Consider the following 26,567-nt stretch of genomic DNA (forward strand, 5'->3'; position numbering starts at 1 on the left):
AGTACCGAAGAATATAAACCGCCGTGCACCCACTTCTCCTCATTCCTGTGCTTGTCACAGGAATCCAGTCGACGCGCGTCCGCGCGGCGGGAAGAGCCTTGTCAGCCCAAGGACTTGGGCTGGCTGGATCCCTGTGACGAGCACAGGGATGAGGGTGGAGAGTTGAGCAGTCTCAGCGTGAAAAGAAGCGTTCTCACGCATGGCTCTTTATGGGCGTGCTTCCGCGCCCTTATCAGGCGGGCAAATTACCAGCCTTCTTTTCGGCCTCCAGCGAAGCCGCCGCATCCACATAGGCTTCCTGCCTCGCCACGCTCCAGTAGCGCAGCTCATCAACCGGGATTGTCTTGCCTGTCATGGCGCAGATGACATGCGAGCCGGTCTGGACGATGCGGAAGTCACCGTCGAGATATTCGATGACGGCGAGGCGGTTGCCGCCTCCTTCAAATCTGTTCATCCGTTTTCGTCTCCTGCTCTGTCCTGTCAGGGCACCCAGTCCGAAACGGCGTAGCGTTTTCCTGAACAATCCGGATGCTCCAGTATCCTGAATTTATATAGCCCGGCGCGGCGCAAGGCCAGCCCCGCCTGCTTGCGGCTGGATGAAGGTGTCAGCTGCGGCCGAAGAGCCGTTCTATATCGGAAAGTTTCAGTTCGATATAGGTCGGTCGGCCATGATTGCATTGACCGGAACCCGGCGTGTTTTCCATCTGCCGTAGAAGCGCGTTCATCTCTTCCGGCCGCATACGCCGGCCGGAACGCACCGAGCCGTGGCAGGCCATGGTGGCCGCGACATATTCCAGCTTGTTGGCAAGCGTGGAGGCGGCGTCCCATTCGGCGATCTCGTCGGCAAGCTGACGCACCAGCCCCTGCACATTGACCTCACCCAGCATGGCAGGCGTTTCCCGGACGGCGACCGCGCCCGGCCCGAAACGTTCGATGACGAGCCCCAGCGCATCGAACCCGGCGGAGTGATCCATCAGCCGGTCGCAATCCTCTTCCGGCAAATCGATGATTTCAGGGATGAGCAGCACCTGCGACGGCGGACGCCGGGAATGCAGTGCATTGCGCATTTCCTCAAACACCAGCCGCTCATGCGCGGCATGCTGGTCGACGATGACAAGGCCGTTTTCCGTCTGGGCGATGATGTAGTTCTCGTGCAGCTGCGCCCGCGCAGCGCCGAGCGGGTAAAGCACAGGTTCCGGCGAGGGGCTCGCGGCGGTCTCGTAAATCTCCCGAGGCTCGGCCCGCGCCGTCGGCATGGTGATGTCGGAAAAGCGCGATTGCACCGCCTCGGCAAATTGCATGTCCCCGGAAACCGCAAGCGGCCGCGACGGTGAGGTGGCGGCGGACCACGGCGCGGGGGCTGCCATGGAAGGCGAGGGCCTGAGGCCGGACGGGCTATAGCCGGGGCGGAACGCATTCATCATCTGGCTCGCGCCCGTCGTCGCGGCCCTGTCGCCGTCGCGCGTCAGCGCCTGGCGGATCGCGCCGACGATCAGCCCGCGAATGAGGCCGGGATCACGAAAACGCACGTCGGATTTCGCCGGATGCACGTTCACATCCACAAAGGCGGGGTCAAGCGTGATGGACAGCACCGCGACCGGATATCGCCCATGCGGCACGGTTTCGGCATAAGCGCCGCGAATGGCGGATAAAAGCAGCTTGTCCTGCACCGGGCGGCCGTTGACGAAGACATATTGATGCGCCGAGTTGCCGCGATTGAAGGTCGGAACACCGGCAAAACCGGTCAGCGTCACATCCTCGCGCCCGGCATCGATCTCGATGGCGTTGTCCTTGAACTCGGCGCCCAGAATCTGCGCCATGCGGGCCAGATGATCGTCGCCGGTCGAAGGAATTTCGAGCGTCGAACGGTCGGTGCCTGATAGCACGAAACGGATATGCGGGAAGGCGATCGCCATACGCTTGACGACTTCGGTAATCGCGGCCGCCTCGGCCCGTTCCGTCTTCAGGAATTTCAGCCGCGCGGGGGTGGCGAAAAACAGGTCGCGCACCTCGACGATTGTACCGGCATTCGAGGCGGCGGGCCGGACATCGGAAACCTTGCCGCCGGTAACGGAAATCACCGAACCCTGTTCAGCGCCCTGTTGGCGGCTGGTAATCGTCAGCTTGGCGACCGAGCCGATGGAGGGCAGCGCCTCGCCACGAAACCCGAGCGTGCGGATATCATCCAGCGTATCGGAAATTTTCGAGGTGCAGTGACGCCTGACCGCAAGCTCCAGATCGGCAGGTGACATGCCGGAACCGTTATCGGTAATCCGCACCAGCCCCTTGCCGCCGCCCGCCGTGGCGATCTCGATCCTGGTCGCGCCAGCGTCGATGGCGTTTTCCACCAGTTCCTTCGTGGCGCTGGAGGGTCTCTCGATGACCTCGCCGGCGGCGATCTGGTTGATAAGGGTTTCTGAAAGCTGCTTGATGGCCATGATCGTCATTTTCGCGGATTCGCTACGGCTTCGAAAGCAAAAAACTCGGGCTGTGGAAATTTGCACATGTTTTACGGTCCCTTGGGCATTTGATCATTTCGGTCAACATGGCGTTAAGCGTTAATCCGCCTTTAATCGGCCTTGATTATGGTGAGGCGGCTTGAAATGACCGCAGGAACGGGGCCGCCTTCGCCGGGCGGCGTGTGACGTCGACTATGGGTGAGCGTCATCTTCCCCTCAAGACTGCTTCAAGTTGCAAACCCTGATGTCTCTTTTTCGGAATTTTTCGTTTCATCCCGGCATTTGCCCTGGACGATTCCACTAGAAACATAAGCCTGACCCCTGAAAAACAGGCGGGAGTTTGCAGTTGAGTGATTTGGCGTCCTCTGGCGCGGGCGTTCATACGGTGATGCTTGATGCCCTTTGCGACGCGCTTGGCGCGGCGATCGTCGTTTACGACCGTAATGATCACATTATTTTTGCAAGCCGGAAACTCCTCAGCTTTTTTCCGCTGGAAGAGGCCGTTATCGGCCCGGGCGCGCGGCTGCGCGACTACCTGAGCGCGCTATATGATTGTTATCTGCTCGAGGCGGAAAGCCTCTCCGCCAATGCCCGCCCGCTCGGCCGGGAGGAATGGATCGGCGAGCGGCTGGCGCTGCACTGGAAGGAAAGATCGGAAAAAACCGAACGGCTGAAGGGAGAGCGCTTCCTGCGCTTCGTCATGAACCGCCTGCCGTCCGGCCTCGGCATCAGCGTGGTTGCCGATATTTCCGAACAGAAGAAACGCGAAGAGCAATGGCGCATCGACCTTGAGCGCGTACAGCTCGTTGAGGAAATTCTCGACAATCTGCCATTTCCCGTCTTCGTCAAGGATCGGAACATGGCCTATGTCGCCCTCAACAAATCCGCCAGCGCCCTGGTCGAAACCAGTCCCGAGAGCATTCTCGGCCGTACCGTTTTCGATCTCCACTCGCGCAAGGTCGCCGGACGGATCGATGCCGCCGATCGTATAGTGCTGGATAGCGGTACGCCGGCTGTCATTCCCGAAAGGGTGCGACGCCTGAATGGCGAAGAGGTGCTGACAATCACCCGCAAGCAGCGTGTGGGCCGGCCCGGCCGATATTTCCTGGTGACGACGATGGAGGACGTGACCGCTCTTGCCACCATCGATGCCAATGGCACGCCCGTCATCCCCTCGCTCGAACATGTTCCTTTCGTGGCCTCCATCTATGGCAGGGACGAGGAAACGGACAATCGCGGCGGGGTTTTAAAGAGCAAGGCGGTGTTGGTCGTCTCTGAAAACGGGCGCTTTGCGGAAGCCGCCGGTCGTCTTCTGACCGCGGGCGGCATGGACCATGCGGCGGTGACGAGCGAGGACGAGCAGCGCGCATTCATCGATGTCGCGGCTTCCGCCGGTGTGAGCATCGATGTGGTCGTTGTCGACGCCCAGATGAGCGTCGCTTGCCTCGATATTGCCGCCGCGCATGATCTGCCCGTCGTCACCATCGAGGAGGAGGAAATAGATGCTTCCCTGCTGCATTATCTTGCCGCTGGGTTGAAATCCTCCCCAAATGAGAAAACCGCTGACGAGGACTGGGAGATCATGACGGAGGATCTGCCCGAAATACTCAAGACCGGCGGCGTCTGCGAGATACTTCTCGTCGAGGATAACAGGGTCAACCAGATCGTCTTCTCGCAGATACTCGAAGGTCTGGGGCTTTCCTGGCGGCTCGCCACCTCGGGCGAGGAAGCCTTGCGTCTCTTTGTGGAACAACCGCCTTCCGCCGTCCTGCTCGACACGACGCTGGGCGATATCGACGGCTTCGAGGTCGCCCGCCGCATGCGCGGCCTGGGCGGCGAGAAACATATTCCCATCGTCGGCGTCATCACCCACGCATTCGAGGGCGATCTCGACAAGTGCCGGGCCTCCGGCATGGACGACATGCTGCTGAAACCCGTCAGTCCTGACATGGTCGAGGCGGTTTTCCTGCGGCTTTTCGGCAAGGACGCCCTGCGGCTGCAGGCCTGAAATTGCCATTGCCGGGAGGCTATGGCTTTTTTAATACTTGCCCTGCATTGTGAGCGCGGTCGACACAGGATTCACGAGATGCAGGAATGAAACGGGCAGAGCCGCAATCGTTGCAGGTCAGCCAGAACGAGTTGCAGGCGATGGCCTACAGCGACCCGCTGACGGGGCTGGGCAACCGCTACCGTTTGCGGGACAAGATCCGGATGCTTGCCAGCGAGCGCTCCAGCGATCCCGCCCCCTTCACGGTCGGCATTGCCAATATAGACGGCTTCAAACCCATCAACGATCTTTTCGGCGTGCAGGCGGGCGATGAAATCCTCTGCCAGGTCGCGCACCGGCTGAAGGCCTGCATTCCCGATGGCGCGGTCGTGACGCGCCATGACGGTGACGAATTCGCCTTCGTGCTGCCGCTGGTGTTCGAGCGTACTGGCGCCGAGCGTATCGGCAACATGATCAAGGACGTGCTTTCTGCCCCTTATGATCTCGGCGACCGCAACGTCCGGCTTTCCTCCTCCTTCGGTTTCGCCATCTATCCCTTCGCCGGCGATGAATTCGAGGATTTGCTGAAAAGCGCCGAGACGGCGCTCTATCGCTCCAAGAGACGTGGCCGCGGCCAGATCACGGTTTATTCGCGCGAGATCGCGCAGGAGATGAAGCGCGCCACGCAGCTGGAACAGGCGCTCAGAAACGCCATCATTACAGATGCCATCGATGTGCATTTCCAGCCCATCGTCAGGCTGGAAGAGGCGAAGGTCATCGGTTTCGAGGCGCTGGCCCGCTGGAACGATCCAGACCTCGGTTTCGTATCGCCCGCGGTTTTTGTGCCGCTCGCCGAAGAGCGCGGTTTCATCGATGCGCTGTCGGAAGCCCTGCTCAGAAAGGCGGCGGAAGCGGCTCTGTTCTGGCCGCGTGAACTCTTCCTGTCCTTCAACCTCTCTTCCGCGCAATTGATGGACCCAAGCACGGCGGACAATATTCTGTCCATTCTCTCGCGTGTCGGCCTCGATCCGCATCGGCTGGAACTTGAGATCACCGAAACGGCTGTCATGACATCAGCCGATACCGCGCAACGCATCATCAGCGAATTGCAGAGCGCCGGCGTTCGCATTTCGCTTGATGATTTCGGCACCGGCCAGTCTAGCCTTGGCCGCCTGCGGGATTTCACCTTCGACAAGGTAAAGATCGACCGCGCCTTCGTGTCACGCATCAGCAGCGATCGTCCTTCCGAACATATCATCAAGGCCATCGTCGCCATGTGCGAAGGGCTCGATCTCGAAGTTGTGGCCGAGGGGATAGAAGAGCGGGCGGAAGAAGAAAAGCTGCGCGCGCTCGGTTGCGCCATGGGGCAGGGCTATTTCTACGGCCGCCCCGCCGATGCCGCCGCGACCCAGCGGTATCTGCACGAGAATTACCGCGAGATATTGTCGGATATTTCCTGAGAACGGAATGGCCTTGGACGAGGCGGTGGGGACTTCCCCAACGGCCCTCATTCCTGTGCTTGTCACAGGAATCCAGCCGACGCGCGTCTGCGTGGCGAAGAGAGTCCTTTCAGCCCAAGGACTTGGGCTGGCTAGATTCCTGTGACAAGCACAGGAATGAGGAGAGTGCGGTGCGTGCCGCGCCTTAGAGCCTGTAAAGCGGCTCAAACCGGCCCTTGACCTCAACCCCCAGCTCGAACGTCAACCCATGCTGCGGATTGGCGGCAATGGCGTCGTCGTCTAGATGTTCGCGCGCCGAGGTGACAAGAAGGCGCGACGCGTCGGGGCCGATGAAGGCCGGGCAGGTCGTCTGTTTGCCGGGCACCTCATATCGGGCGATGTGATTGCCGTCCGTATCGTAACGATCGACCGCACCCTCACCCCAGCGGGCGTTCCAGATATGCCCTTCGGCATCGCAGACGGATCCGTCCACGCCGCCTTTGATACCGGTGGAATCGATGAAGACTTCCGCCTTGCCGGAGGGCAGGCCGGTCCCGGCATCAAGCGGCACCCGCATCAGTTTGTTCACCTTGGTATCGACGTAATATCCCGTCGCGCCATCGGGTGAGAAGCAGATCGAATTCGGAATGCTGATCTCGCCAAACAGCTTCGTCACGGTGCCTTTGGAAACATGATAGATGCTGCCCGCGCCCGTCTCCGCCTTACGACCCATGGTGCCGATCCACAGCGCGCCGGAGGGGTGCATGCGCCCGTCATTGGAGCGGTTGCCGGGCAAATCCTTTTCCAGCTCCGCATGCAGCGTCAGCACGCCTGTTGCCGTGTCTCGCAGGAAAAGTCCGTCATCGGAGGCGATCAGCTGTTTGCTGTCGCTGACCTTGGCGAGCGCACTGCCCATGAAGGGCAGGGCATGCACGGTCTTGCGGCCGGAGGCGAGATGCAGCTCATGCAGTTCGCGCTCGAGAATATTGAACCACCAGGCGGTACCGGTCGCAGGGTCGAAGGTCGGGCCTTCGCCGAGTAGCATCGGCGTCTCGTCCAGAACACGTCCGGCAAAGGGAAAAACAGTCGCCAAGCTCTTATCCTCCGATGGCTGCATCATAGGCTGAAAGTGTGACAGTGGCGCGTTCGCGCACCTCCGCCGCCGTCATGCCCGGCTTGTAAAGGCTGGTGCCAAGCCCGAAAGCCGTAATGCCGGCATTGGTGTATTCCGCGAAGTTCCTGTCCGAGACGCCGCCGACGGCGGCGATGACCAGATCCTTCGGCAGGATGGTCCGGATCGCATTGATACCCGCGGGGCCGATGATGCTGGCGGGAAAGAACTTCAGCCCGGTCGCCCCGGCCTTTGCGGCCACCAGCGCCTCGGTGGGGGTGAGAACGCCCGGCATCGTCACCATGCCCTTGACGCGGGCGGCGACGATAACGTCGGCATCGGCATTGGGGCTGACCATCAGCTTGCCGCCGGCCGCATCCAGCGATTCCACCTCTTCCACGCTAAGCACGGTGCCGGCGCCGATCAGGCAATCGGCGGGCGCCATCTTTGCGGCGATCTCGATCGAGCGGAACGGATCGGGCGAATTGAGCGGGATTTCGATGGCGCGGAAGCCGGTCTCGATCAACGCGCCGACAACGCCTTCGGTTTCCTCGGGCTTCAGACCGCGCAGGATGGCGATCAGCGGATATTTGATGGAAGGGAAGGGAATACGCATGATGTCTCTTTATCCTATGGCCAGATGGCATTTGCAGCGGCGAGCAATCCGCGCCGCACGGCCTCGTCGGCGTCGATGACCGTATATTGAATCTCGAGGGCTGCGAAGGCATCCTCGTAAAGCGCGCCGAGCGCACCGGAGCCGATCAGCACCACGGGCGTCTCCCGCCGTGCCGTCGAATGCGCACCGGCGATTTCCAGCCCGATCATGATGCCGGAGAGCTTGGCCTTGGCGTCGGTCGCGGTAAGCCCGTGCAGCAATTGCCCGGAGCGCAGGGTGAAAAGGCGATTGGTCGCAAGCGCGGGATGGGCGTAAATATCGCGCACGGCCGCCGTGAAAGCTTCATGCTCGCCGGTAAAGGCTTCGGCCTCTGCCACCGCATGGGAAAGGATCGTCTGCTTCGAGATGACTTCGAAGAGTTCGCCGGTCATGAAAGTGGCAAAACCCGTCACGCCGCCATCCTTGACGGTCACCCATTTGGAATGGGTGCCGGGCATGCAGACGAGTTTTTCACCGGCGTCCGAAGAAGCGAGAGCGCCAAGCAATTGCGTTTCTTCGCCGCGCATCACGTCGGGCGCGTTTTTATCCCGCTGCGCCAGTCCCGGCAGAATGCGCACATCCCGCACCTGGCCCGGCACGCGAACCGCGCCATCGAGAACCGCCGAAAGCGATGCCGGCACGTCGATATAACCCGCTTCGACCCAGCCCTGCCGCGCTCCCGCCATGCCGCAGACGAGAACCGGCAGATCTTCCGGTGCGCCGATAGCGTCGAGATGCGATTGCAGCACCTCGGCAAAACCGGTCCGCATGGCGGTGGTCATGCCTTCCGTGCTTCTGCGCTCCGCCAGCACCGCGCCCGATCGGCTCATGAGCCAGAGCCGGAAACTGGTTGTACCCCAGTCGACGGCGATGAAAGCGGGTTCAGACATTATAGAAGGCCTCCGTCTACGATTATGGATTGCGCCGTGATGGCGCTCGATGCCGATGATGCGAGAAACAGGCACGGACCCGCCAGGTCGGCGGCGACGAGCGTGCGCTTCAGACATTGCCGCGCCGTGGTGGCGGTAATGCCCTCATCCGTCAGCCATAGTTCCTTCTGCCGCTCCGTCACGATCATGCCGGGCAGCAGCGTGTTGACGCGGATGTTTTCCGGGCCCAGCCGGCCGGCGAGGCTTTTCGTCAGCCCGATAATGCCGGCCTTGGCCGCCGCATAGGATGGCAGCTCGCCCATGTTGAGCAGAAACGAGATGGACGAAAAATTGACGATAGAGGCGCCCTTCGCCTGCCGGAGATAGGGCAGGGCTGCCTGAACCGAGAAGAACATCTGCTTGAGATTGACCGCCTGATTGGCGTCCCAATAGGCTTCGGTCACCGTTTCTATGTCGTGGCGGTCGTCCCAGGCGGCATTGTTGACGAGTACCTTAATACCGCCGGTGGCCAAGGCCGCCGCCTCCACCGTCTTTCCGATCGCCGCGATATTGCGAAGGTCGGTTTTGAAGAAGTGGACCGGATGCTGCGCCGTTGTCGCAAGCCGCTTTACGAGCGCCAGGCTTGGCTCCTCGGCGATGTCGATGAACGAAACCCTCGCTCCCTGCATCGCGAAGGCTTCCACCAGCGATGCCCCGATGCCGGAACCGCCGCCGGTGACGAGCACGCCCGCATCCTTGAGGTCCGGAAATTGGGCTTGCGTCATCGGCATCATCTCATCCATTGAAAGGCTTGATTGTTCCATTATTTGGAACTAGATTTTACTAAATGGAATTATTCTCTTGGCGTCACGCTTATGTCAAGACAGATGACGGTGGATGTTGCCATGGCCGATAATAAAAAGCCCAATGGGCAAAAGCCTGATGCGGTTCCGATGGTGCAACGGAAAACCGGGAGTGACACGGGCACGCTCGGCAAGGCCGTCTCGCTGCTGGAGTTGATCGCCTTTGCCGACAAGCCGATGCGCTTTACCGATGTGGTCGAAGCCTGCGGTCAGCCGCGCGGCTCGGTTCACCGCCAGCTCGCCCATCTCGTCGCCGAGGGCCTTATCGATCACGCTGCCGATCAGACCTATGCCGTGGGGCTGAGACTGCTGCAACTGGCAGCGAAAGCCTGGAGCGGCAATGACCTGCGCAGCGTCGCGGCCCCGCATCTGGCAGCGTTGCAGGAGGTGACGCAGGAGTCCGTGCATCTCGCCGTGTTGAACGGCAGGCAGGTGACCTATCTCGACAAGATGGAGGGGCAGCACACATTGCGCATGCATTCGCAGGTCGGCAAAACCTCACCGGTCTATTGCACGGGGGTGGGCAAGGCGGCGCTGTCGCTGCTCGCCGGTGATGAACTGGCGGCGCTGACTGCGGAACTCGATTTTCATCGCTTCACGGAAAACACGATCACGACGACGGACGCGCTGATGGCTGACGTGGCGACCATTCGCGACAATGGCTACGGTTTCGACCTTCAGGAGCACGAGATCGGGATTCATTGCGTTGCCGCACCGGTCCGGGCGCCCGGGCGCAATTTTCGCGCGGCGATTTCCGTCACCGGTCCGGCCTATCGTGTGGATGTGGAACAGCTTCGCAAATGGGCCCCTCTGGTGCGCGAGACCGCCGATAGAATTTCCGATGATCTGGCCTGCAGATTATCCCCGGTTGCGGATGGTTGAGGAAAGCACGGGGCGTTAGCCGGTGGATTTTCCCTTATGGAAAGCGCGGGGACGCGTCCATTCATGTGCATTTGATATTATTTTCGACTATTCTGAATTAAGTTTTCAACTTTTGTTTGCATGAATCGTTTTGGTGAGTAACATCCGCAACAATTTCCGGGCAAAGGCGGGCCTTTGCGGCGGCATTTTCTCATTCTCGAAGAACAGCTTTGATGCAGAAAACAGAGACGGCCGCCGTTCAGTCGATTGGTGTTGATTGCGTTCGCGAGATCGCTGATCTCAACACGCAATTCGATATATTCCGGTTTCTGAAGCGGCTGACGGAGGCCTGGGAATTCAGGGCTTTCATGGTGCTCGACCTGTCCTCGGAAGTGGCGAGCGAACTGTCGCAATATACTGTTATCACCAGCTGGCCGGCCGAGCTTTTGCAGCGCTACGATGAAGAGGGCATGCTGCAGACCAGCCGGGTGATGGCCCAGTTGAAAAAATCGACCGTCCCCTTTTCCGTCTCGATGGATTTTCTGGTCAGAGGCGACGGAGAAATCGCCAAGAAAACCGTGATCAACCTTTTCGAACGTTTCGAGATGATCAATTCGGTGTGGTTTCCCGTTCATGACATCACCATGCGACGCGGCGCGGTCTCGTTTTCCGGCAACAAGACGGCTCTGCCCGCCAGCCGGCTTGCCGAGCTTTTCTACATTTCCAGCCATGTCTTTGCCCGGCTATCTGAAATACGAAGCCTCGATTTGAGGGTTCCCGAAACATTGAGCGAGCGGGAGATCGACTGTCTGAACTGGACCGCCGCCGGCAAGACCAGCGCTGAAATTGCTGAAATCATGATGCTGTCGGAACACACCATCAATCATTACCTGAACCGCGCAACGAAAAAACTCGACACGGTCAACCGCACCCAGGCTGTCGCCAAAGCGCTGCGGGTCGGCCTGATAAAATAGCGAAACCGTAATTTTATCATTGTGATAAAGCGCTTCCTGGGCGATCCTCCTTTCGAATCACCGGAAAGGAGAAATCGTTTGCCGGAACGGCATAGGGTAAAAGCAGGATTTTCTCCGACTATCGACTGCGCCGTGCTGATAGCCGCTGCCGAAAAAGGCTTTGCTGCCGATGAGGGCATAGAACTCGAACTTTTCCGAAAACAGTCCGCGCGCGCCGTGCTTGCGGCGCTTGGCGAGGATGGCGTTCATGTCGCGCATCTGCCCGCTCCGGTTCCTGTTGGTTCCGCTGTTGGCCTGGATGATCTGCCGGGCGATATTGTCGGCGTCTTCACACTTTCCCTTGGCGGATCGGCAACGACCGTTTCGCACGGATTTTATGACGAACTTTACCGCGAAGGCCTGAAGCTGCCGGATCCGGCGGCTTTTGGGCGGGCCATGGCCCGCGTCTGCGCCGCGCGCCGGGCAGCAGGTGAAAACCCGCCGGTCTTTGCGGTTGAGGATATTGTCTCCACGCCATTTTATGCCCTGCGTTATCTACTCGGAAGCTGCGGCGTGCTGCTCGGCCGGGACATGGAAATTGTCGAAGCCCTGCCGAAGGCGATGCCGGCTCTGCTGGAAAGCGGCAAGGTCGATGCGCTCTGTACCGCCGAACCGGCGGGCAGCGCCGTGGTGCTGGGCGGCGCCGGCCGTATCGTCACCACGGGCGCGCTGATCTGGCACAATGCGCCTGAAAAGATACTGGCCGTGAAGACGCGCTGGGCAGAGGAAAACGCCGCCCTTCTGGAAGGGCTGCTGCGGGCGCTTTATCGCGCCGGCGAATGGTGCGCCAATGCCGCCAACATAGAAGAACTGGCCGGCATCCTCGCCGCGCCTCAATATCTGGATGAGAACGGCGAATTCCTGCTGCCGGCGCTGACGGGCTATATTTCCACCTCGCAGCGGGACATGCAGCGCTTTCAGGAGTTTTTCGTGACGAGCGCCAAGGCCGCCAATTTCCCTTGGCAGAGCCAGGCCCTGTGGTTCTTCAGCCAGATGTTGCGCTGGGGCGAGGTTTCCGCCGATTACCGGCTCGATGCCGCCGTGGTGGAGGCCGCCCGCAACGCCTACCGGCCGGATATTTTCCGCAAGGCCATGAAGCCGCTTTTCGTGCCGGTGCCGGGTGCCAATCTGAAACTCGAAGGCACGTTGCGCGAGCCTGTTCATGTCGGCGCGTCGCGCACGGGTCTGGTGCTCGGGCCCGACTGTTTTTTCGACGGCCATGTTTTCGATCCGGAAACGCTGGCGATGGACGACGAAATCTGAAACGGCAGCGTTAAATCGTCGCGAATGCCTGACTGGCGCGCTTTGGCATTGGCGAAGCGCTCCGGCTTGTCTATGGATGGCACGCAATACCCCGGTCGGACGATATAGCGGAGCAGGAATATGGCAGAGGTCAGCAAGAGCCAGGTGGAAAAGGCGCTGGAAGCGGTGATCTATCCCGGCAGCGGTAAGAGCATCATCGCACTCGGCATGGTCTCGGAAATCTTCATCGCCGATGCGAAGGCCTATTTTTCGATCACAGTACCGGCCGACAAGGCTGCGGAGATGGAGCCGCTGCGGCTTTCCGCGGAACAGGCGGCCAAAGGCGTTGAGGGCATCGTCGGCGCCGTCGTCGCGCTGACGGCCGATCGCAAGCCCGGCCAGCAGCAACCGGCGCCGGCGCGCCCCGCTGCGGCACCCGGCCGGCCGGCCACACAGCCCGGCTCGTCAAAGGTGGGCGTACCGGGCGTGCGGGCCATCATCGCCGTGGCCTCGGGCAAGGGCGGGGTGGGCAAGTCCACCACCGCGGTCAATCTGGCGCTCGGTCTCCAGTCGCTCGGCCTCAAGGTCGGCATGCTCGATGCCGATATTTACGGCCCTTCGCTGCCGCGATTGCTGAAAATTTCCGGCCGTCCGCAGCAGCAGGAAGACCGCATCATCCTTCCCATGGAAAATTATGGACTGAAGGTCATGTCCATGGGCTTTCTGGTGGATGAGGAAGCGGCGATGATCTGGCGCGGGCCGATGGTGCAGTCGGCATTGATGCAGATGCTGCGCGAAGTTGCCTGGGGCGAACTGGATGTGCTGGTGCTGGACATGCCGCCCGGCACGGGCGATGCGCAGCTCACGATCGCCCAGCAGGTGCCGCTTGCCGGCGCGGTCATCGTCTCCACGCCGCAGGATCTGGCGCTGATCGATGCGCGCAAGGGCATCACCATGTTCCGCAAGGTGGAGGTGCCGCTGCTCGGCGTCATCGAGAATATGAGCTATTTCATCGCGCCCGATACCGGTGCGCGCTACGATATTTTCGGCCATGGCGGCGCGAAGGCGGAAGCGGAACGGATCGGCGTGCCTTTCCTCGGCGAAGTGCCGCTCACCATCTCCATCCGCGAAATGTCGGATGCCGGAACGCCTGTTGTCGCCGCCGAGCCTGATGGCCCGCAGGCTGCGATCTACCGCGATATCGCGCAAAAAGTCTGGGCGCGCATTGGTGCGAGCGAGCAAAAAGCCGCGCCGAGGATCGTTTTCGAATAACGCGTCAATTACAGGCGCAAAACGGGCAGCAGTCTGCCCGTTTTGAATAGTCCTTTGAAAACAGATGATTAACCGGAAGCGTCGGGCAGCATGTCAGGATTTGAACTCCAGAGATGCTTCGCCTGCAATGCTGTCGCGAAAAAATATTGCTTGATTGCATCTCGCTTTGGGCGCATACGCCTGCGCCGTTTGGCTCTTGGTCCATCGGGCTGGCGAGATTGTGAAATCCCGCCTGGTCCGGCGCTCCCTGAAGTGTCGTCCAAAGGTTTGCCGACGGCAAACAGGATATGTTAAGCAGCATTGCGGCAAGCCCGCGATGTGGAGCGGAGAAGCGGATTGATAAAAGCCTATCGCGCCAATTGCGAGGCGATCAGCCTGTCGGCAGTCGACGGCTCCGGACCGATTCCCGACGACATCGTCTGGATCGATCTCGTCAATCCAGACAGGGCGGAAGAGCAGCATGTGGAAAAGCTGCTGGGCGTGGAACTGCCGACGCGCGAAGACCTGAAAGATATCGAGCCTTCCAGTCGTCTCTATATGGAAGACGCCAATGTCTTCATGACCGCGTCTCTGGTGTGGAAGGCGGATTCGGATGATCCGCGCCTCACCGATGTCGCCTTCGTTCTGGTTGGCAAGCGTCTGGTGACAATCCGTTATGCCGAGCCGAAATCATTCCACCTTTTCATTGCCGCCATTACCCGCGCGCCGCACGAAATGCGCAGCGGCACGGCGCTGCTTTTGAAACTGCTCGAAACAATCGTCGACCGCACGGCGGAAATTCTCGAAAACTCGGTCGCCGGCATCGATAATCTCGCCGCCGACATTCTCGGCAGCCAGGCCCGTTCCAAACGCAAGGCGCCGCGCTATCTCGAAGACCGCCTGACCAATATCGCCGCCTATCACCGGCTGATCTCGAAGGTCCGCGTCAGCCTCGCATCGCTGGCGCGGCTGCAGACCTTCCTCTCCACCAGCGATCAGGCTCGCGAGGACAAGGGAGCGAGGGAACAGGGCAAGTCGATCGGGCGCGATATTCAGTCGCTGAACGAACATGCCTCCTTCGTTTCCGGCAATCTGACCTTCCTGCTTGACGCCTCGCTCGGCATCATCAACATCGAGCAGAACGGCATCATCAAGATATTCTCGATTGCCTCGGTGGTGTTTTTGCCGCCCACGCTGGTGGCCTCGGTTTACGGAATGAACTTTCAACTCATGCCGGAGTTGAACTGGACGTTCGGTTATCCCCTGGCGCTTGTTATCATGCTGATGTCCGCAATCATCCCGTTTCTCTTTTTTCGTTGGAAGGGCTGGCTCTGAGGAGCCAGGATCATCATGTCCCAGATCGTTGACAAGGACGTTGCCGAGAAACCGGATGCCGATGACGAGCACAAGAACAAGGGGCTTTACGCCGCGATCCTTGGTTCGATCGGCGTCGTCTATGGCGATATCGGCACCAGCCCGCTCTATGCCTTTCGCGAAGCCCTGCGGCCCATCGCCTATGACGGGGTGACGCAGGAAGAAGTCATCGGCCTGACATCGCTGATGATCTGGTCTTTGACGATCATCGTCACCTTCAAATACATCACGCTGCTGCTGCGCGCCGACAATGACGGCGAAGGCGGCACGCTTTCGCTGCTGGCGCTGCTGATGAAGACGGCGGGCACCCATCGCGGCGTGCTCATCGTGCTCGGCCTCATCGGTGCTGCCCTGTTTCTCGGCGATGCGATGATCACCCCGGCACTATCGGTGCTTTCGGCGGTGGAAGGCCTGAAACTCGTCACGCCGGAGATGGACGAGTTCATCATTCCGATTTCCGTCGGCATCCTCATTGGCCTCTTCGCCATTCAGTCTCACGGCACGGGCACGGTGGCGAAGTTCTTCGGGCCGATCACCGCGGTCTGGTTCATCGTCATGGGGCTTGCTGGCCTCATCCATATTGCCGACGATTTCAGCATTCTCTTTGCCTTCAACCCGTGGCATGCGGTCGAGTTTCTGGCGAATGAAGGTTTTTACGGCATCGTCGTGCTGGGCGCGGTCTTCCTGACGATAACAGGGGCGGAAGCGCTTTACGCCGATCTCGGCCATTTCGGTCGCCGTCCCATCCAGTGGGCGTGGTTCTGTCTGGTTTTCCCGGCATTGACGCTGAACTATCTCGGTCAGGGGGCGCTGGTGCTGAAAGACCCGGCGGCGATGTCCAATCCCTTCTATCTGATGTTCCCGCAATGGGCGATCCTGCCGGCCGTCATTCTGGCAACTGCCGCCACCATCATCGCCAGCCAGGCGGTCATAACAGGTGCGTTTTCGCTCGTGCGTCAGGCGATCCATCTCGGCTACCTGCCACGCATGGAGATACTCTTCACCTCGGAAACCAATACGGGGCAGATCTACCTGCCCGCCGTCAACACCATCCTGCTGTTCGGCGTCGTCGCGCTGGTACTCACCTTCAAGAGTTCGGATGCGCTGGCCACCGCCTACGGTATTTCCGTGACGGGCGCGATGGTCGTCACCAGCCTGATGTTCTTCGAATTCGTGCGCAAGCGCTGGCAATGGTCGGTCTGGCTGGCAATCGCCGTGCTGGCCCCGCTTCTGGCGCTGGAACTGATCTTCCTTGGCGCGAATCTGCTCAAGATTCACGATGGCGGCTACGTGCCGGTGCTCTTGGCAATTGCCTTCACCGTCATCATGACCACCTGGCAGCGCGGCTCGAAAATCCTCTTCGCCAAGACCCGCCGCGGTGATGTGCCGTTGAAGGCTTTCGTCGCTTCGGTGGAAAAGGAAAGCGCCCATGCGCCGGTGCGTGTGCCCGGCACCGCGATTTTCTTGACCGGCGATCCGGAGGCCGCGCCGGCGGCACTGCTGCACAATCTCAAGCATAACCACGTTCTGCACGACAAGAACGTCATCCTGACGATCCGCACCGAAGACCAGCCGCGCGTTCACCCCGAGGATCGTTATACGCTGACGAAACTGAGTGATCGTTTTGCCGTGGTCGAACTGCATTTCGGCTTCATGGAAACGCAGAACGTCACCCAGGCGCTCGGCTATCTGCGCCGTACCGGCTACAAGTTCGACATCATGTCCACCTCGTTTTATCTCGGCCGCCGCAAGCTGGTGCCGGATCCGAAATCGGGCATGCCGGGCTGGCAGAACCGCCTGTTCATCGCGCTTGCCGAAACGGCCGCCGATCCCTCGGACTACTTCCGCTTGCCCGCCAACCGCGTGGTGGAACTCGGCTCGCACGTCGTCGTCTGACGACGGGAGCATGCCTCTCGGCAATCTGAGATGCTCCTTCCTTCCGTCATTCCGGCTCAAGACCGGAATGACGGCGGTGGGGATGCCGTGCATGAAGCTGTGTCCGATACTATGGAATCTAAAGCAGCGCGACGCGCATTAGAATATGTTCACACATTAACGTGAAACCGCGTCCGTGCCCGGCGTTAACCAAGCATCAAGGTTAATAAGAGATTCTCGAACACCTGTAGCAAATATGGTTGTCGGTGTTCGGAGTGCTGGTTTTGCGTTCGAAAAGAGTAATGCGTCGTCGGTCCCCCGTGTCCCTTCAGGGGTGGGTGTCAAAATGGACCTCGCCCGTCGTCTTCGGCCTTGCCGCCTGGCTCGTTTTTCCATCCCTCGCTGCGCGTGCCGATCTGGCCTCGCTTCTGGCCGGGCTGGACAAGGGCGGGGAGCAATGGCGCATGGTGCTGACGGCATCTCCGGCAGGCTCCGTTCATAATGCCTCGCTGACTTTCGATGATGCCGCAGGGGAGGCCGCATTGCATGGCGGCGGCATGACCCTGCCCAATGGCAGCAAGGTCGCCTTTGTCACCAACAAGAAGGGTGAGGCAACGACGCCGGACAGCGAGCGCGTCAACCGCGCCGCCAAGAAGGGCCGCATCGTCGCAACCGAAATCATGCAGCCGCCCAAGGCCTTCACCGCCGGTTCCGTCCTGCAGCGCACCAGCATGCTGGATATCGAGCCGCTGAAGCGCAAGGACCGCACGGCTTTCGTCAAGCCGAAGCGCGGCAAGGACGTGGAACTCGCCTCCTTCTATTTCCGCCGTGAGGAAAAGAAGGCGGACAAAAGCGTCTCACCGATGCTGGCCGAACTCATCACCAACAGGACGCCGGATATTCTTGCCACGGCTTACGCGCCGGCCGAGCCGGATTTCGCACGCGAGTCGCCCTTCGACGCCATTCTCAAAAAGCCCGAGGCCGGTCGTTTCGTGCCGCAAATCAGCCAGGACGATCACGCCTGGGCAGCCACCCCGCTGCCGGCCGCCGTGTTTTCCGCAGCCGAACAGCAATGCCTGGCTTCAGGCATCTATTTCGAGGCGCGCGGAGAATCGGTGAAGGGACAGGCAGCCGTGGCACAGGTCATCCTCAACCGCGTGCGCAACCCCGCTTATCCGAAAACCATCTGCGGCGTCGTTTATCAGAACAAGGACTGGCGCAACCGCTGCCAGTTTTCTTTCGCCTGCGACAATATCAAGGACCGGGTGAACTCCGAACGCCACTGGAAGATGGCGCGCGAAGTGGCCATGGCCACCACCGCCGGCAAAATCTGGTTGAACGAAGTGGGCTCCGCTACCCATTATCACGCCGTTTATGTGCGTCCCGCCTGGGGCAAGTCCATGAAGAAGGTCGGCAGGATCGGCTTGCACGTCTTTTACCGTACCTATGGTGGCGGCTGGAGCTGATACCACCGCCGATTTGTCGCATTTTGCGTGTCAAAAATGCCGATTCCCTGGGGAAACATCGCCGCTAAACCGCGATTTGATGTCAAGCTGTTGTTTTTGCATGATTAATTTGTGCCAAAACAACCGCTCGCAGTGCCTTGACTAGAGAAGCCCCTAAAACTATGTTGCGCGCGACTTCAGAGCGGGCTGGAACAGGCTTAATCCGTCACCGTTTACAACTCCAAAGGGTTCTGGCATGGCTGGAACGGAGAAAATGGGTGGGATTTTAAGATGACTGGCAACCGTGACGATAGTCTGGACGAGCGCCGCAAGCGCCTTGCCGAAGAGCTGGCAAAGGTGAAGGCGGAGGATGAGGCGGAAGTGAGGGCGGAGACCAACGCTGCGGAAAACCGGAAAGGTTTTGCGATGGCGGTTAAGCTCTCATCGGAGTTCATTTCGGCCATCGTGGTCGGCGCTATGCTGGGTTATCTTCTGGACTATTTTGTCGGCACGACGCCGTGGGGGATGATCGTTCTTCTTCTTCTCGGTTTCTGCGCAGGCGTATTGAATGTGTTGCGCTCGACCGGCGCGGTGGCCAAGCCGCCGCTGCTGGAAAAGGCGGACAGACAGGACGAGGGTGGAAAAGACGGCGTTTAAGCTGTTTTTTCTTGCAGTTGAGATGCCGCGACAGGCGGCGACAGGTAAAGAGGGCAGCCGGTGGCAAACGATCCGACCCATCAGTTCTTGGTGCAGCCGATCATTCCGATCGAAATTGGCGGCGTCGATTTTTCCTTCACCAATGCGTCGCTTTTCATGGTCGCGACCGTGGCTGCCGCTTCCGGTTTCCTTTATTTTGCAACGTCGAACCGCGGTCTGATCCCGACCCGCATGCAGTCCGTTGCTGAAATGTCCTACGAGTTCATCGCCTCCATGCTGCGCGAAGGCGCCGGCAAGAAGGGCATGGTGTTCTTCCCATTCGTGTTCTCGCTGTTCATGTTCGTGCTGACGGCAAACCTGCTTGGCATGTTCCCGTATTTCTTCACGGTCACCAGCCAGATCATCGTCACCTTCGCGCTTGCCTGCCTCGTCATCGGCACGGTCATCGTTTACGGTTTTTACAAGCACGGCCTGCACTTCTTCGGCATTTTCGCCCCCTCGGGCGTGCCGAAGGCGCTTTTGCCGCTTGTCGCGTCAATTGAAATGATTTCGTTCCTGTCGCGCCCGATCAGCCTTTCCGTTCGTCTTTTCGCGAACATGCTGGCCGGCCACATCACGCTCAAGGTTTTCGCAGGCTTCGTTGCCTCCATGGGTGCGCTCGGCGCGCTCGGCATCGGTGGCGCAGTTCTGCCTCTCATCATGACGGTCGCCATGACCGCTCTCGAATTTCTCGTTGCCTTCCTGCAGGCTTATGTCTTCGCGGTACTGACTTGCATGTACCTGAACGACGCCGTGCATGGTGGTCACTGAGAAGTAAAGTCGCTGGCCCCGGCAACGGGTGTCAAAAACAGCCGCAACAACCAATATCTCAAGGAGTCTCACATGGAAGCGGAAGCAGCAAAGTACATCGGCGCAGGTCTCGCATGCCTCGGCATGGCTGGTACGTCCCTCGCACTCGGCCGTATCTTCGGTGATTACCTGTCCGGCGCACTGCGCAACCCCTCTGCTGCCGACAGCCAGTTCGGCCGTCTGGTATTCGGCTTTGCCGTTACGGAAGCTCTGGGCATCTTCTCGCTGCTCGTTGCTCTCCTTCTCCTGTTCGCTGTTTAATATCAGCATTAGGTCTGGATCACGGCCCGCAACATAGCGTGCCGTGATCCTTCGCATTTGCAGTCCCCCTGGAGGTGAGCATGTTCGTGACCGAGGCTTATGCCCAGTCAGCACCGACCGTAGGTGAAACGCATACGGAAACTCCGGCTGTCGGCCAGCCGCAACCGGAAGCCACGCACACGGAAACCGGTGTGGCGCACGGCGCTGAACACGGTGCTTCCGGCGTATTCCCGCCGTTCGACCAGTCTACTTATGCATCGCAGGTTCTCTGGCTGGCGATTACGTTCGGCCTTTTCTACCTGCTCATGCAGAAGGTCATCGTTCCGCGCGTCGGCGGCATTCTCGAAAACCGTCATGGACGCATCGCACAGGATCTCGATGAAGCGGCACGCCTGAAAAGCGAAGCCGACGCTGCCGTCGAAACCTATGAAAAAGAACTCGCGGCAGCCCGCGCCAAGGCAAGCTCTATCGGCGCCGCGGCACGTGACTCCGCTAAAGCGAAGGCCGATGCCGACCGCGCCGCCATCGAGGCCGGACTTGCTGAAAAGCTTGCCGCCGCCGAAAAGCGCATCGCTGGTATCAAGGAACAGGCTTTCGCCGATGTCGGCGCCATTGCTGAGGAAACCGCGACCGCGATCGTTGACCAGCTGGTCGGCACTAAGGTCAAGGATACCGACGTCAAGGCCGCCATTGCAGCCGCTTCGACTGTGAAGGGAGCCTGATATGGCGTTTGATGCATCATTTTTCGCTCTCGTCGGTCTTGTTCTCTTTTTCGTCCTGATCGCCTATCTCAAGGTTCCGGGCATGCTCTCCAAGTCTCTGGACGAGCGCGCGCAGAACATTCAGGACGAGCTGGCCGAAGCCAAGCGCCTGCGCGAAGAGGCCCAGCACCTGCTGGCCGAATATCAGCGCAAGCGCAAGGAAGCCGAAGCTGAAGCCGCCGGCATCGTTGCTGCCGCCGAGCGTGAAGCCGCAGCGCTCACCGAAGAAGCCAAGCAGAAGACGGAAGAATTCGTCGCCCGCCGTACGGCTCTTTCGGAACAGAAGATCAAGCAGGCCGAAGAAGACGCCATCGGCGCCGTCCGCGCCGCCGCAGTCGATATTGCCATTGCCGCTTCCGAGAAGCTGCTGGCCGAAAAGACCACGGCTGCCACTAAGGCCAAGCTTTTCACCGCCACGATTGGCGAAGTGAAGTCCAAGCTGAACTGAGATTTATCTCGGACTGATAAGAACCCCTCCGGCGAGAGCTGCGAGGGGTTTTTTGTTGTCAAATCCGGTTGGAGTTATAGCGCCAAAGGTGGGTGATCGACCCGCTTTGGCCAAAGTCTTCTTAATGGTGGATATCGGATTGCTCTTCCGCTTTGCACCAACAGCGGACATGCTGTGCATTTTCTGACGCAACCAACTTATCGTCGGGAAGGCTTATTCGATAGCGAGGCACAGAAGCGCCATTTGCTGGTGTGGTCCGATAGGACGCCCGGTCACCTGCTTGACATATTCCAATTCCGGTGCGAATTTTTACCTATGGGGTAGCGATCGCCCCATGAGGCCACGGCCGAAGAATCGCGTCCTTTGAACCCGAAAAAACGGAGGGACGCGCGATGCCGTCATTTCTTGAAATCACACCCGAAAAGCTCAATCGCATTATCGGCACGCCCAACGCGCCGACGATTATCGACGTCCGCACTGACGAGGACTTTGCTGCTGATCCCCGCCTCATACCGGGAGCGATTCGGCGCGATTACCGCCAAGTGATGGACTGGGCCGAAGGGCTTACCGGGCCATTGGTCGTCCTCTGTCAGAAAGGCCAGAAGCTCGGTCACGGTGTTGCCGCTCACCTTCGTGCGGTTGGCAGTGCCGCCGAGGTTCTCGAAGGCGGCTTCGAAGCCTGGCGTGCGTCGAAAGCGGCCCTAGTCCCCGACGATAGGCTGCCGCCCCGCGACAGCCGTGGCCGGACGGTCTGGGTAACCCGCTCGCGTCCGAAAATCGACCGCATCGCCTGCCCGTGGCTGATCCGGCGCTTCGTCGATCCTTCGGCGGTCTTCCTGTTTGTAGCGGCGGCGGAAGTATCAGCGGTCGCCGATCGCTTCAACGCCACGCCCTTCGACATTGAAGAGGTTTACTGGAGCCACCGTGGCGAGCTTTGCACCTTCGACGTCATGGTCGAGGAATTCGGCCTTGCGACGGAACCCATGCTCCGCCTCGCGACAATCGTCCGGGGAGCAGATACGTCCAGACCCGACCTCGCCCCCGAAGTGCCGGGACTGCTTGCCGCCTCACTCGGCTTATCCCGGATGTTCAACGACGACCTCGAACAACTCGCGGCCGGCATGACGCTCTACGATGCGTTTTACAGATGGTGCCGTGATGCAACCGAGGAGACCCACAACTGGCCCAACCCGAGGAAGGTATGAGACCATGACCGACCTTGCAAAGACCAGTGTCCGCCTGGATGCGGGCGAAGACGACATCGTTCCGCTTTCCGAAGCCGTGAAGGTATGGGCGCGCGTGGCAGCGCTCAGCTTCGGCGGCCCAGCAGGCCAGATAGCAGTGATGCACCGCATCGTCGTTGACGAGAAGCGCTGGGTGGGTGAGCACCGTTTCCTGCATGCCCTCAACTACTGCATGCTGCTGCCGGGGCCGGAGGCTCACCAGCTTGCCATCTATATCGGCTGGCTGCTGAACAAGACCAGGGGCGGCATGATCGCCGGCCTGCTGTTCGTCCTGCCGGGGTTTCTATCCATCCTGGCGCTCAGTTACATCTACGTTATCTTCGGCGACGTCACCGCGATCGAGGGCATGTTCTTCGGGCTGAAATGCGCGGTCCTCGCCGTTGTCGTTCAGGCGGTCTTTCGGATCGGCAGCAGGGCGCTGAAAAACAATGTGATGGTCGCCATGGCGGCCGCCGCCTTCGTCGCGATCTTCTTCCTTCACGTGCCCTTTCCACTGATCATCCTCGCGGCCGCAATCATCGGCTGCTTCGGGGGGCGGACAGGGCTTCACGCTTTCAAGGCAAACGGCGGACACAAGTCGGGATCGGGCAAGATACTCGAAGACAGGGATTCCATCCTCGGCGAGGACATTCCCCTTCACGCCAGGCCCAACCTTGCCTGGTCGCTCAAAACCTCTGGCACTCTTGCAGCGCTCTGGCTCATTCCCGTCGCGACGCTGATCCTGGTGCTCGGTTGGGACAATGTGTTCTCGAAGATGGGTCTGTTCTTTAGCCAGATGGCCGTCGTCACCTTCGGCGGCGCCTATGCCGTGCTCGCCTACGTCGCTCAGGCTGCGGTGGAAAACTATGGATGGCTTCGTCCGGGAGAAATGCTTGATGGTCTCGGTATGGCCGAGACGACGCCCGGTCCTCTCATTATGGTAACGCAGTTCGTCGGCTTTCTCGCGGGCTATCGCGATCCGGGGGCGTTGTCGCCGCTGGCGGCGGCAACTCTCGGAGCGATCCTGACGACCTGGGTAACTTTCCTGCCGAGTTTCCTTTGGATATTCGCTGGTGCGCCCTTCATCGAGAAGATGCGCGGTAACGCGGCGCTTGGCGGGGCGATGTCGGCCATCACTGCGGCCGTCGTCGGGGTGATCCTCAACCTGGCGGTCTGGTTTGGACTTCACGTGCTGTTCGAGGAAGTCCGACCCGTGGCCCTCGGCCCGCTGGCATTGGATGTCCCAGTCTTCTCATCACTCCTGCTGCCGTCGCTCGCCCTGACATTGCTCGCGGCATTCGCCATTTTCCGGCTCAAGCTGTCTGTGATAGTCACGCTGGCCCTGTCTGCAGCGCTTGGGATTGCCTGGCGGTCGATAGTTTGAAACCCGGAGTCCGCTTTGGCCTATCGCGGAAGTGATTGCCGGACCTTCATTCACGATCAGTCCCGCTTCAGCGGCCGAAAGCTCATCCTGTGCAACGGGCAGGGGCCGTGGCTTTCGATGGCGCGCAGGTGGGCGGGCGTACCGTAGCCGGCATGGCCTTCGAAGCCGTAGGATGTGTGCACCACACCGGCGCGTTCCATCATCCGGTCGCGCGTCACCTTGGCGATGATCGAGGCTGCGGCGATGGAGAGGGAGCGGGAATCGCCCTTGATGACGGCCTTTGCCTCGCAGGTGATACCCGGCGGCCGGTCGCGGCCGTCGGCCAGCACGAGGGCAGGGGAGATTTCGAGACCGAGCACGGCGCGGCGCATGGCGTCCAGGCTGGCGCGCAGGATATTCATGCTGTCGATCAGGCTGGGGCCGGAGGAGGCGACGGATACGATCGAGGTTTCCATGATCTGTACAAACAGGCTTTCCCGCTTCTGCTTGGTCAGCTTCTTGGAATCGTCCATCCCCTTGGGAATATTGTCCGGATCAAGAATGACGGCTGCCGCAACCACGGGTCCGGCCAAAGGCCCCCGGCCTGCCTCATCCGTGCCGGCGACGGGCCAGAGGCCCTTCTTTTTCGCCTCCAGCTCGAAGGAGAAGTCAGGGCCGGTTTCGGCAAGATCAAAAAGGGCAGGAGAATCGGGTGTGGCCGTGCGTTTCATGCGGCGAAACTGGCACACACACCCGATCTCCTGCAAGCCCCCGGAAGCGGGCGATGACAGGCATGGTGAGCCGGGGTCAAGGGGCGTGGCTCACCGTGCCCCGAAGGTCATCATGACCTTTGATCCTCCAACGGGGCGGCGGAGGAAAAACGATCGCACGCGAGGCGGCGGCTCCGGGGGCGATGTCCGGCGGGCCAGGGAAAACCCGTCGGGCATTTCGTCGAGAGCAACAAGATGAGAAGGTTGCTCCCTATCGTTTTGAATTTCGTTTAATATAGGCTCACAGAGCCTCCGATTGTTGGCGAATTATCCTTCATGCTCGACGTCATCCTCGGGCTTGACCCGAGGATCCATTATCGCGCTCGGTTTATATCCTCGGGTCAAGCCCGAGGATAACGTCGAGTTCAGTTCGGGCATCCATCACCTCAGTCACTTTCAGCGTTTACTTCTCAAAGCAGCGACAATTGCACGCCTGCACCGCCCGGCGGCACGAAGAGATCGTCACGCAGGTGGATGCCGCGGCGGATGAGGCCAAGCCGCTTCGTGGCCATCTCGAAGCGCCTGCCGATCTGCCAGGCATAGGGGCCGGCGCCCTTCATGCGTTTTCCGAATTCCGCGTCATAATCCTTGCCGTCACGCATGGAGCGCACCAGCGACATGACATGGCGGTAACGGTCCGGATAGTTGCGCAGCAGCCAGTCGCGGAATAGCGGGCTCACCTCCAGCGGCAGGCGCAAAAGCACATAAGACGCTTCAGTGGCGCCGGCGGCCTTGCCAGCCTCGAGAATGCGCTCGATTTCATGATCGTTGAGTGCCGGAATGACAGGCGCCATCATCACGGCCACGGGAATGCCGGCCTCGGTCAGCGCCTTCACCGCGTCCAGCCGCTTCTCCGGCGTGGCGGCGCGCGGCTCCATGTTGCGCGCGAGCTTGCGGTCCAGCGTCGTCACGGAAATGCCGACCTTGGCGAGACCCTTTTTGGCCATGGGCGCCAGAATGTCGATATCCCGCTTGATCAGCGCCGATTTGGTGACGATGGCGACGGGATGATCGGCTTTGGCCAGCACTTCCAGTATCTGCCGCATGATGCGCCATTCGCGCTCAATCGGCTGATAAGGGTCGGTATTGGTGCCAATGGCGATCACCCTTGGCTTGTAGCCCGGTTTCGCCAGTTCCCTTTCCAGCAGCTTTGCCGCATCCGGCTTGGCGAAGAGCTTCGATTCGAAATCCAGACCGGCCGAAAGTCCCATATAGCTGTGTGTCGGCCTTGCGAAACAATAGATACAGCCATGTTCGCAGCCGCGATAGGGATTTATGGAGCGGTCGAACGGGATGTCGGGCGATTCATTGCGGGTGATGATGCTGCGTGGCTTCTCCACCTGCACCTCGGTGCGGAACTCCGGCATGTCCTCGAGCGTCTGCCAGCCATCGTCGAAAACCTCGTGCTGCAAGGTCTCGAAACGTCCATCCGGATTGAGCCCGGCGCCACGGCCGCGACGGCGGTCGATCTCGATGCGCAGGCCAGATGCATCGGCCAGCGCATTGGCAATGTCAGGCATATGGCTCGGCTGGAAGGCAGCCTGCCCCGAAAGCGTATGGTTTCTCATCTGGATGCTCCCAGGACGTCGCACGCCTTTCGAGGCACGCTCAACGCCCTAAACCGTTTCCGTCCGGACGGGCTTTTATCGCCTTCCGAATGATTAAATTCCTACATCAGGAATGAGAACATTACAAGAACAAAATTGCAGATTCAGCTCGCGCATCAGACAGGGGCGTGACCGCGATATGCCTGACCGCATGCGGAGGCCGTGTGACGTTCGGCATAAGCAG

At 60.2% G+C, this 26,567-nt stretch carries 24 protein-coding genes; 16 read left to right on the forward strand and 8 right to left on the reverse strand.

The genetic code is table 11. The annotated features are described in order from the left end of the window. Positions 1–232: 232 nt before the first annotated feature. Entirely contained in the window at positions 233–454 is a 222-nt protein-coding gene (locus QRN60_RS02905) for a DUF2093 domain-containing protein (protein ID WP_003503147.1), read from the reverse strand. 151 nt (positions 455–605) lie between these two features. Then, positions 606–2,438, reverse strand: a complete 1,833-nt coding sequence (gene mutL, locus QRN60_RS02910) for a DNA mismatch repair endonuclease MutL (RefSeq protein ID WP_003503145.1) — start codon at positions 2,436–2,438, stop codon at positions 606–608. Positions 2,439–2,847: 409 nt separating this feature from the next. Here mutL and QRN60_RS02915 point away from each other — a divergent pair, with 409 nt between their 5' ends. Next, complete coding sequence (locus QRN60_RS02915) at positions 2,848–4,467, forward strand: response regulator (RefSeq protein WP_162709101.1); 1,620 nt, start codon at positions 2,848–2,850, stop codon at positions 4,465–4,467. An 86-nt stretch (positions 4,468–4,553) separates the two neighbouring features. Continuing rightward, positions 4,554–5,906 carry a putative bifunctional diguanylate cyclase/phosphodiesterase gene (locus QRN60_RS02920; protein ID WP_003503140.1) on the forward strand — a complete coding sequence of 451 codons (1,353 nt, stop codon included), beginning with the start codon at positions 4,554–4,556 and terminating at the stop codon, positions 5,904–5,906. Positions 5,907–6,090: 184 nt separating this feature from the next. On the opposite strand, the gene QRN60_RS02925 is transcribed toward QRN60_RS02920, so the two are convergent. Genes QRN60_RS02925 through QRN60_RS02940 form a run of 4 tightly spaced genes read right to left on the reverse strand, consistent with a single transcriptional unit; the run spans position 6,091 to position 9,323 of the window. Beyond that, positions 6,091–6,978, reverse strand: a complete 888-nt coding sequence (locus tag QRN60_RS02925) for an SMP-30/gluconolactonase/LRE family protein (protein ID WP_060726057.1) — start codon at positions 6,976–6,978, stop codon at positions 6,091–6,093. A gap of 4 nt (positions 6,979–6,982) precedes the next feature. Continuing rightward, complete coding sequence (locus QRN60_RS02930) at positions 6,983–7,612, reverse strand: 2-dehydro-3-deoxy-6-phosphogalactonate aldolase (protein ID WP_003503136.1); 630 nt, start codon at positions 7,610–7,612, stop codon at positions 6,983–6,985. A gap of 14 nt (positions 7,613–7,626) precedes the next feature. Continuing rightward, the gene (locus QRN60_RS02935; RefSeq protein WP_129564584.1) at positions 7,627–8,541 is read right to left on the reverse strand and encodes a 2-dehydro-3-deoxygalactonokinase; all 915 of its coding nucleotides are present in this window, start codon (positions 8,539–8,541) and stop codon (positions 7,627–7,629) included. Beyond that, positions 8,541–9,323 (reverse strand): SDR family NAD(P)-dependent oxidoreductase, encoded by a 783-nt coding sequence (locus tag QRN60_RS02940; protein WP_165000559.1) that lies wholly within the window; start codon positions 9,321–9,323, stop codon positions 8,541–8,543. The genes QRN60_RS02935 and QRN60_RS02940 overlap by 1 nt, the downstream gene beginning before the upstream one ends. A 72-nt stretch (positions 9,324–9,395) precedes the next feature. Between QRN60_RS02940 and QRN60_RS02945 the strand changes: the two genes are divergently transcribed. From QRN60_RS02945 to chrA, 14 genes are all read left to right on the forward strand, one after another. Continuing rightward, positions 9,396–10,265, forward strand: coding sequence for an IclR family transcriptional regulator (locus tag QRN60_RS02945; RefSeq protein WP_060726059.1), 870 nt, complete (start codon positions 9,396–9,398; stop codon positions 10,263–10,265). A gap of 212 nt (positions 10,266–10,477) precedes the next feature. Beyond that, positions 10,478–11,218, forward strand: coding sequence for a helix-turn-helix transcriptional regulator (locus QRN60_RS02950; protein ID WP_060722968.1), 741 nt, complete (start codon positions 10,478–10,480; stop codon positions 11,216–11,218). A gap of 78 nt (positions 11,219–11,296) precedes the next feature. Beyond that, positions 11,297–12,520 (forward strand): CmpA/NrtA family ABC transporter substrate-binding protein, encoded by a 1,224-nt coding sequence (locus QRN60_RS02955; protein ID WP_129564583.1) that lies wholly within the window; start codon positions 11,297–11,299, stop codon positions 12,518–12,520. A 120-nt stretch (positions 12,521–12,640) separates the two neighbouring features. Further along, on the forward strand, positions 12,641–13,771 hold the full coding sequence (locus tag QRN60_RS02960) for an Mrp/NBP35 family ATP-binding protein (protein WP_060722970.1): 1,131 nt from the start codon (positions 12,641–12,643) through the stop codon (positions 13,769–13,771). A 336-nt stretch (positions 13,772–14,107) separates the two neighbouring features. Next, positions 14,108–15,085 carry a magnesium transporter CorA family protein gene (locus QRN60_RS02965; protein ID WP_060722971.1) on the forward strand — a complete coding sequence of 326 codons (978 nt, stop codon included), beginning with the start codon at positions 14,108–14,110 and terminating at the stop codon, positions 15,083–15,085. 15 nt (positions 15,086–15,100) lie between these two features. Continuing rightward, the gene (locus QRN60_RS02970) at positions 15,101–17,020 is read left to right on the forward strand and encodes a potassium transporter Kup (RefSeq protein ID WP_003503124.1); all 1,920 of its coding nucleotides are present in this window, start codon (positions 15,101–15,103) and stop codon (positions 17,018–17,020) included. Positions 17,021–17,301: 281 nt separating this feature from the next. Then, positions 17,302–18,465 carry a cell wall hydrolase gene (locus tag QRN60_RS02975; RefSeq protein WP_060726062.1) on the forward strand — a complete coding sequence of 388 codons (1,164 nt, stop codon included), beginning with the start codon at positions 17,302–17,304 and terminating at the stop codon, positions 18,463–18,465. 270 nt (positions 18,466–18,735) lie between these two features. Further along, positions 18,736–19,101 carry an AtpZ/AtpI family protein gene (locus tag QRN60_RS02980; protein WP_003503122.1) on the forward strand — a complete coding sequence of 122 codons (366 nt, stop codon included), beginning with the start codon at positions 18,736–18,738 and terminating at the stop codon, positions 19,099–19,101. Positions 19,102–19,161: 60 nt separating this feature from the next. After that, entirely contained in the window at positions 19,162–19,911 is a 750-nt protein-coding gene (locus tag QRN60_RS02985) for a F0F1 ATP synthase subunit A (protein WP_003503121.1), read from the forward strand. Between the two features lie 72 nt (positions 19,912–19,983). Next, a complete protein-coding gene (locus QRN60_RS02990) occupies positions 19,984–20,211 on the forward strand; it encodes a F0F1 ATP synthase subunit C (protein WP_003494147.1) in 228 nt (75 codons plus the stop codon). A gap of 80 nt (positions 20,212–20,291) precedes the next feature. After that, on the forward strand, positions 20,292–20,933 hold the full coding sequence (locus tag QRN60_RS02995) for a F0F1 ATP synthase subunit B (protein ID WP_003503119.1): 642 nt from the start codon (positions 20,292–20,294) through the stop codon (positions 20,931–20,933). A gap of 1 nt (position 20,934) precedes the next feature. Next, positions 20,935–21,420 (forward strand): F0F1 ATP synthase subunit B, encoded by a 486-nt coding sequence (locus QRN60_RS03000; protein ID WP_020010562.1) that lies wholly within the window; start codon positions 20,935–20,937, stop codon positions 21,418–21,420. 392 nt (positions 21,421–21,812) lie between these two features. Continuing rightward, on the forward strand, positions 21,813–22,625 hold the full coding sequence (locus QRN60_RS03005) for a chromate resistance protein ChrB domain-containing protein (RefSeq protein ID WP_020010563.1): 813 nt from the start codon (positions 21,813–21,815) through the stop codon (positions 22,623–22,625). Positions 22,626–22,629: 4 nt separating this feature from the next. Continuing rightward, on the forward strand, positions 22,630–24,027 hold the full coding sequence (gene chrA, locus QRN60_RS03010; RefSeq protein WP_020811587.1) for a chromate efflux transporter: 1,398 nt from the start codon (positions 22,630–22,632) through the stop codon (positions 24,025–24,027). Between the two features lie 56 nt (positions 24,028–24,083). Here chrA and rnhB read toward each other — a convergent pair whose 3' ends face one another. Both rnhB and QRN60_RS03020 read right to left on the reverse strand, forming a co-directional pair. Then, positions 24,084–24,737: a ribonuclease HII gene (rnhB, locus tag QRN60_RS03015; protein ID WP_129564684.1), complete on the reverse strand. Its 654-nt coding sequence runs from the start codon at positions 24,735–24,737 to the stop codon at positions 24,084–24,086. Between the two features lie 449 nt (positions 24,738–25,186). Then, entirely contained in the window at positions 25,187–26,344 is a 1,158-nt protein-coding gene (locus tag QRN60_RS03020; protein ID WP_003503108.1) for a PA0069 family radical SAM protein, read from the reverse strand. Positions 26,345–26,567 lie beyond the last annotated feature (223 nt).

Source organism: Agrobacterium sp. CFBP2214 (assembly GCF_030209895.1).
GTDB lineage: Bacteria > Pseudomonadota > Alphaproteobacteria > Rhizobiales > Rhizobiaceae > Agrobacterium > Agrobacterium radiobacter.

Bases quoted from the DNA above. Each gene is read 5' to 3' on its own strand.
- QRN60_RS02905 (WP_003503147.1), bottom strand. From the start codon at position 454: ATGAACAGATTTGAAGGAGGCGGCAACCGCCTCGCCGTCATCGAATAT.
- mutL (WP_003503145.1), bottom strand. From the start codon at position 2,438: ATGGCCATCAAGCAGCTTTCAGAAACCCTTATCAACCAGATCGCCGCC.
- QRN60_RS02915 (WP_162709101.1), top strand. From the start codon at position 2,848: ATGCTTGATGCCCTTTGCGACGCGCTTGGCGCGGCGATCGTCGTTTAC.
- QRN60_RS02920 (WP_003503140.1), top strand. From the start codon at position 4,554: ATGAAACGGGCAGAGCCGCAATCGTTGCAGGTCAGCCAGAACGAGTTG.
- QRN60_RS02930 (WP_003503136.1), bottom strand. From the start codon at position 7,612: ATGCGTATTCCCTTCCCTTCCATCAAATATCCGCTGATCGCCATCCTG.
- QRN60_RS02935 (WP_129564584.1), bottom strand. From the start codon at position 8,541: ATGTCTGAACCCGCTTTCATCGCCGTCGACTGGGGTACAACCAGTTTC.
- QRN60_RS02940 (WP_165000559.1), bottom strand. From the start codon at position 9,323: ATGGATGAGATGATGCCGATGACGCAAGCCCAATTTCCGGACCTCAAG.
- QRN60_RS02945 (WP_060726059.1), top strand. From the start codon at position 9,396: ATGTCAAGACAGATGACGGTGGATGTTGCCATGGCCGATAATAAAAAG.
- QRN60_RS02950 (WP_060722968.1), top strand. From the start codon at position 10,478: ATGCAGAAAACAGAGACGGCCGCCGTTCAGTCGATTGGTGTTGATTGC.
- QRN60_RS02960 (WP_060722970.1), top strand. From the start codon at position 12,641: ATGGCAGAGGTCAGCAAGAGCCAGGTGGAAAAGGCGCTGGAAGCGGTG.
- QRN60_RS02970 (WP_003503124.1), top strand. From the start codon at position 15,101: ATGTCCCAGATCGTTGACAAGGACGTTGCCGAGAAACCGGATGCCGAT.
- QRN60_RS02975 (WP_060726062.1), top strand. From the start codon at position 17,302: ATGCGTCGTCGGTCCCCCGTGTCCCTTCAGGGGTGGGTGTCAAAATGG.
- QRN60_RS02980 (WP_003503122.1), top strand. From the start codon at position 18,736: ATGACTGGCAACCGTGACGATAGTCTGGACGAGCGCCGCAAGCGCCTT.
- QRN60_RS02990 (WP_003494147.1), top strand. From the start codon at position 19,984: ATGGAAGCGGAAGCAGCAAAGTACATCGGCGCAGGTCTCGCATGCCTC.
- QRN60_RS02995 (WP_003503119.1), top strand. From the start codon at position 20,292: ATGTTCGTGACCGAGGCTTATGCCCAGTCAGCACCGACCGTAGGTGAA.
- QRN60_RS03000 (WP_020010562.1), top strand. From the start codon at position 20,935: ATGGCGTTTGATGCATCATTTTTCGCTCTCGTCGGTCTTGTTCTCTTT.
- QRN60_RS03005 (WP_020010563.1), top strand. From the start codon at position 21,813: ATGCCGTCATTTCTTGAAATCACACCCGAAAAGCTCAATCGCATTATC.
- chrA (WP_020811587.1), top strand. From the start codon at position 22,630: ATGACCGACCTTGCAAAGACCAGTGTCCGCCTGGATGCGGGCGAAGAC.
- rnhB (WP_129564684.1), bottom strand. From the start codon at position 24,737: ATGAAACGCACGGCCACACCCGATTCTCCTGCCCTTTTTGATCTTGCC.
- QRN60_RS03020 (WP_003503108.1), bottom strand. From the start codon at position 26,344: ATGAGAAACCATACGCTTTCGGGGCAGGCTGCCTTCCAGCCGAGCCAT.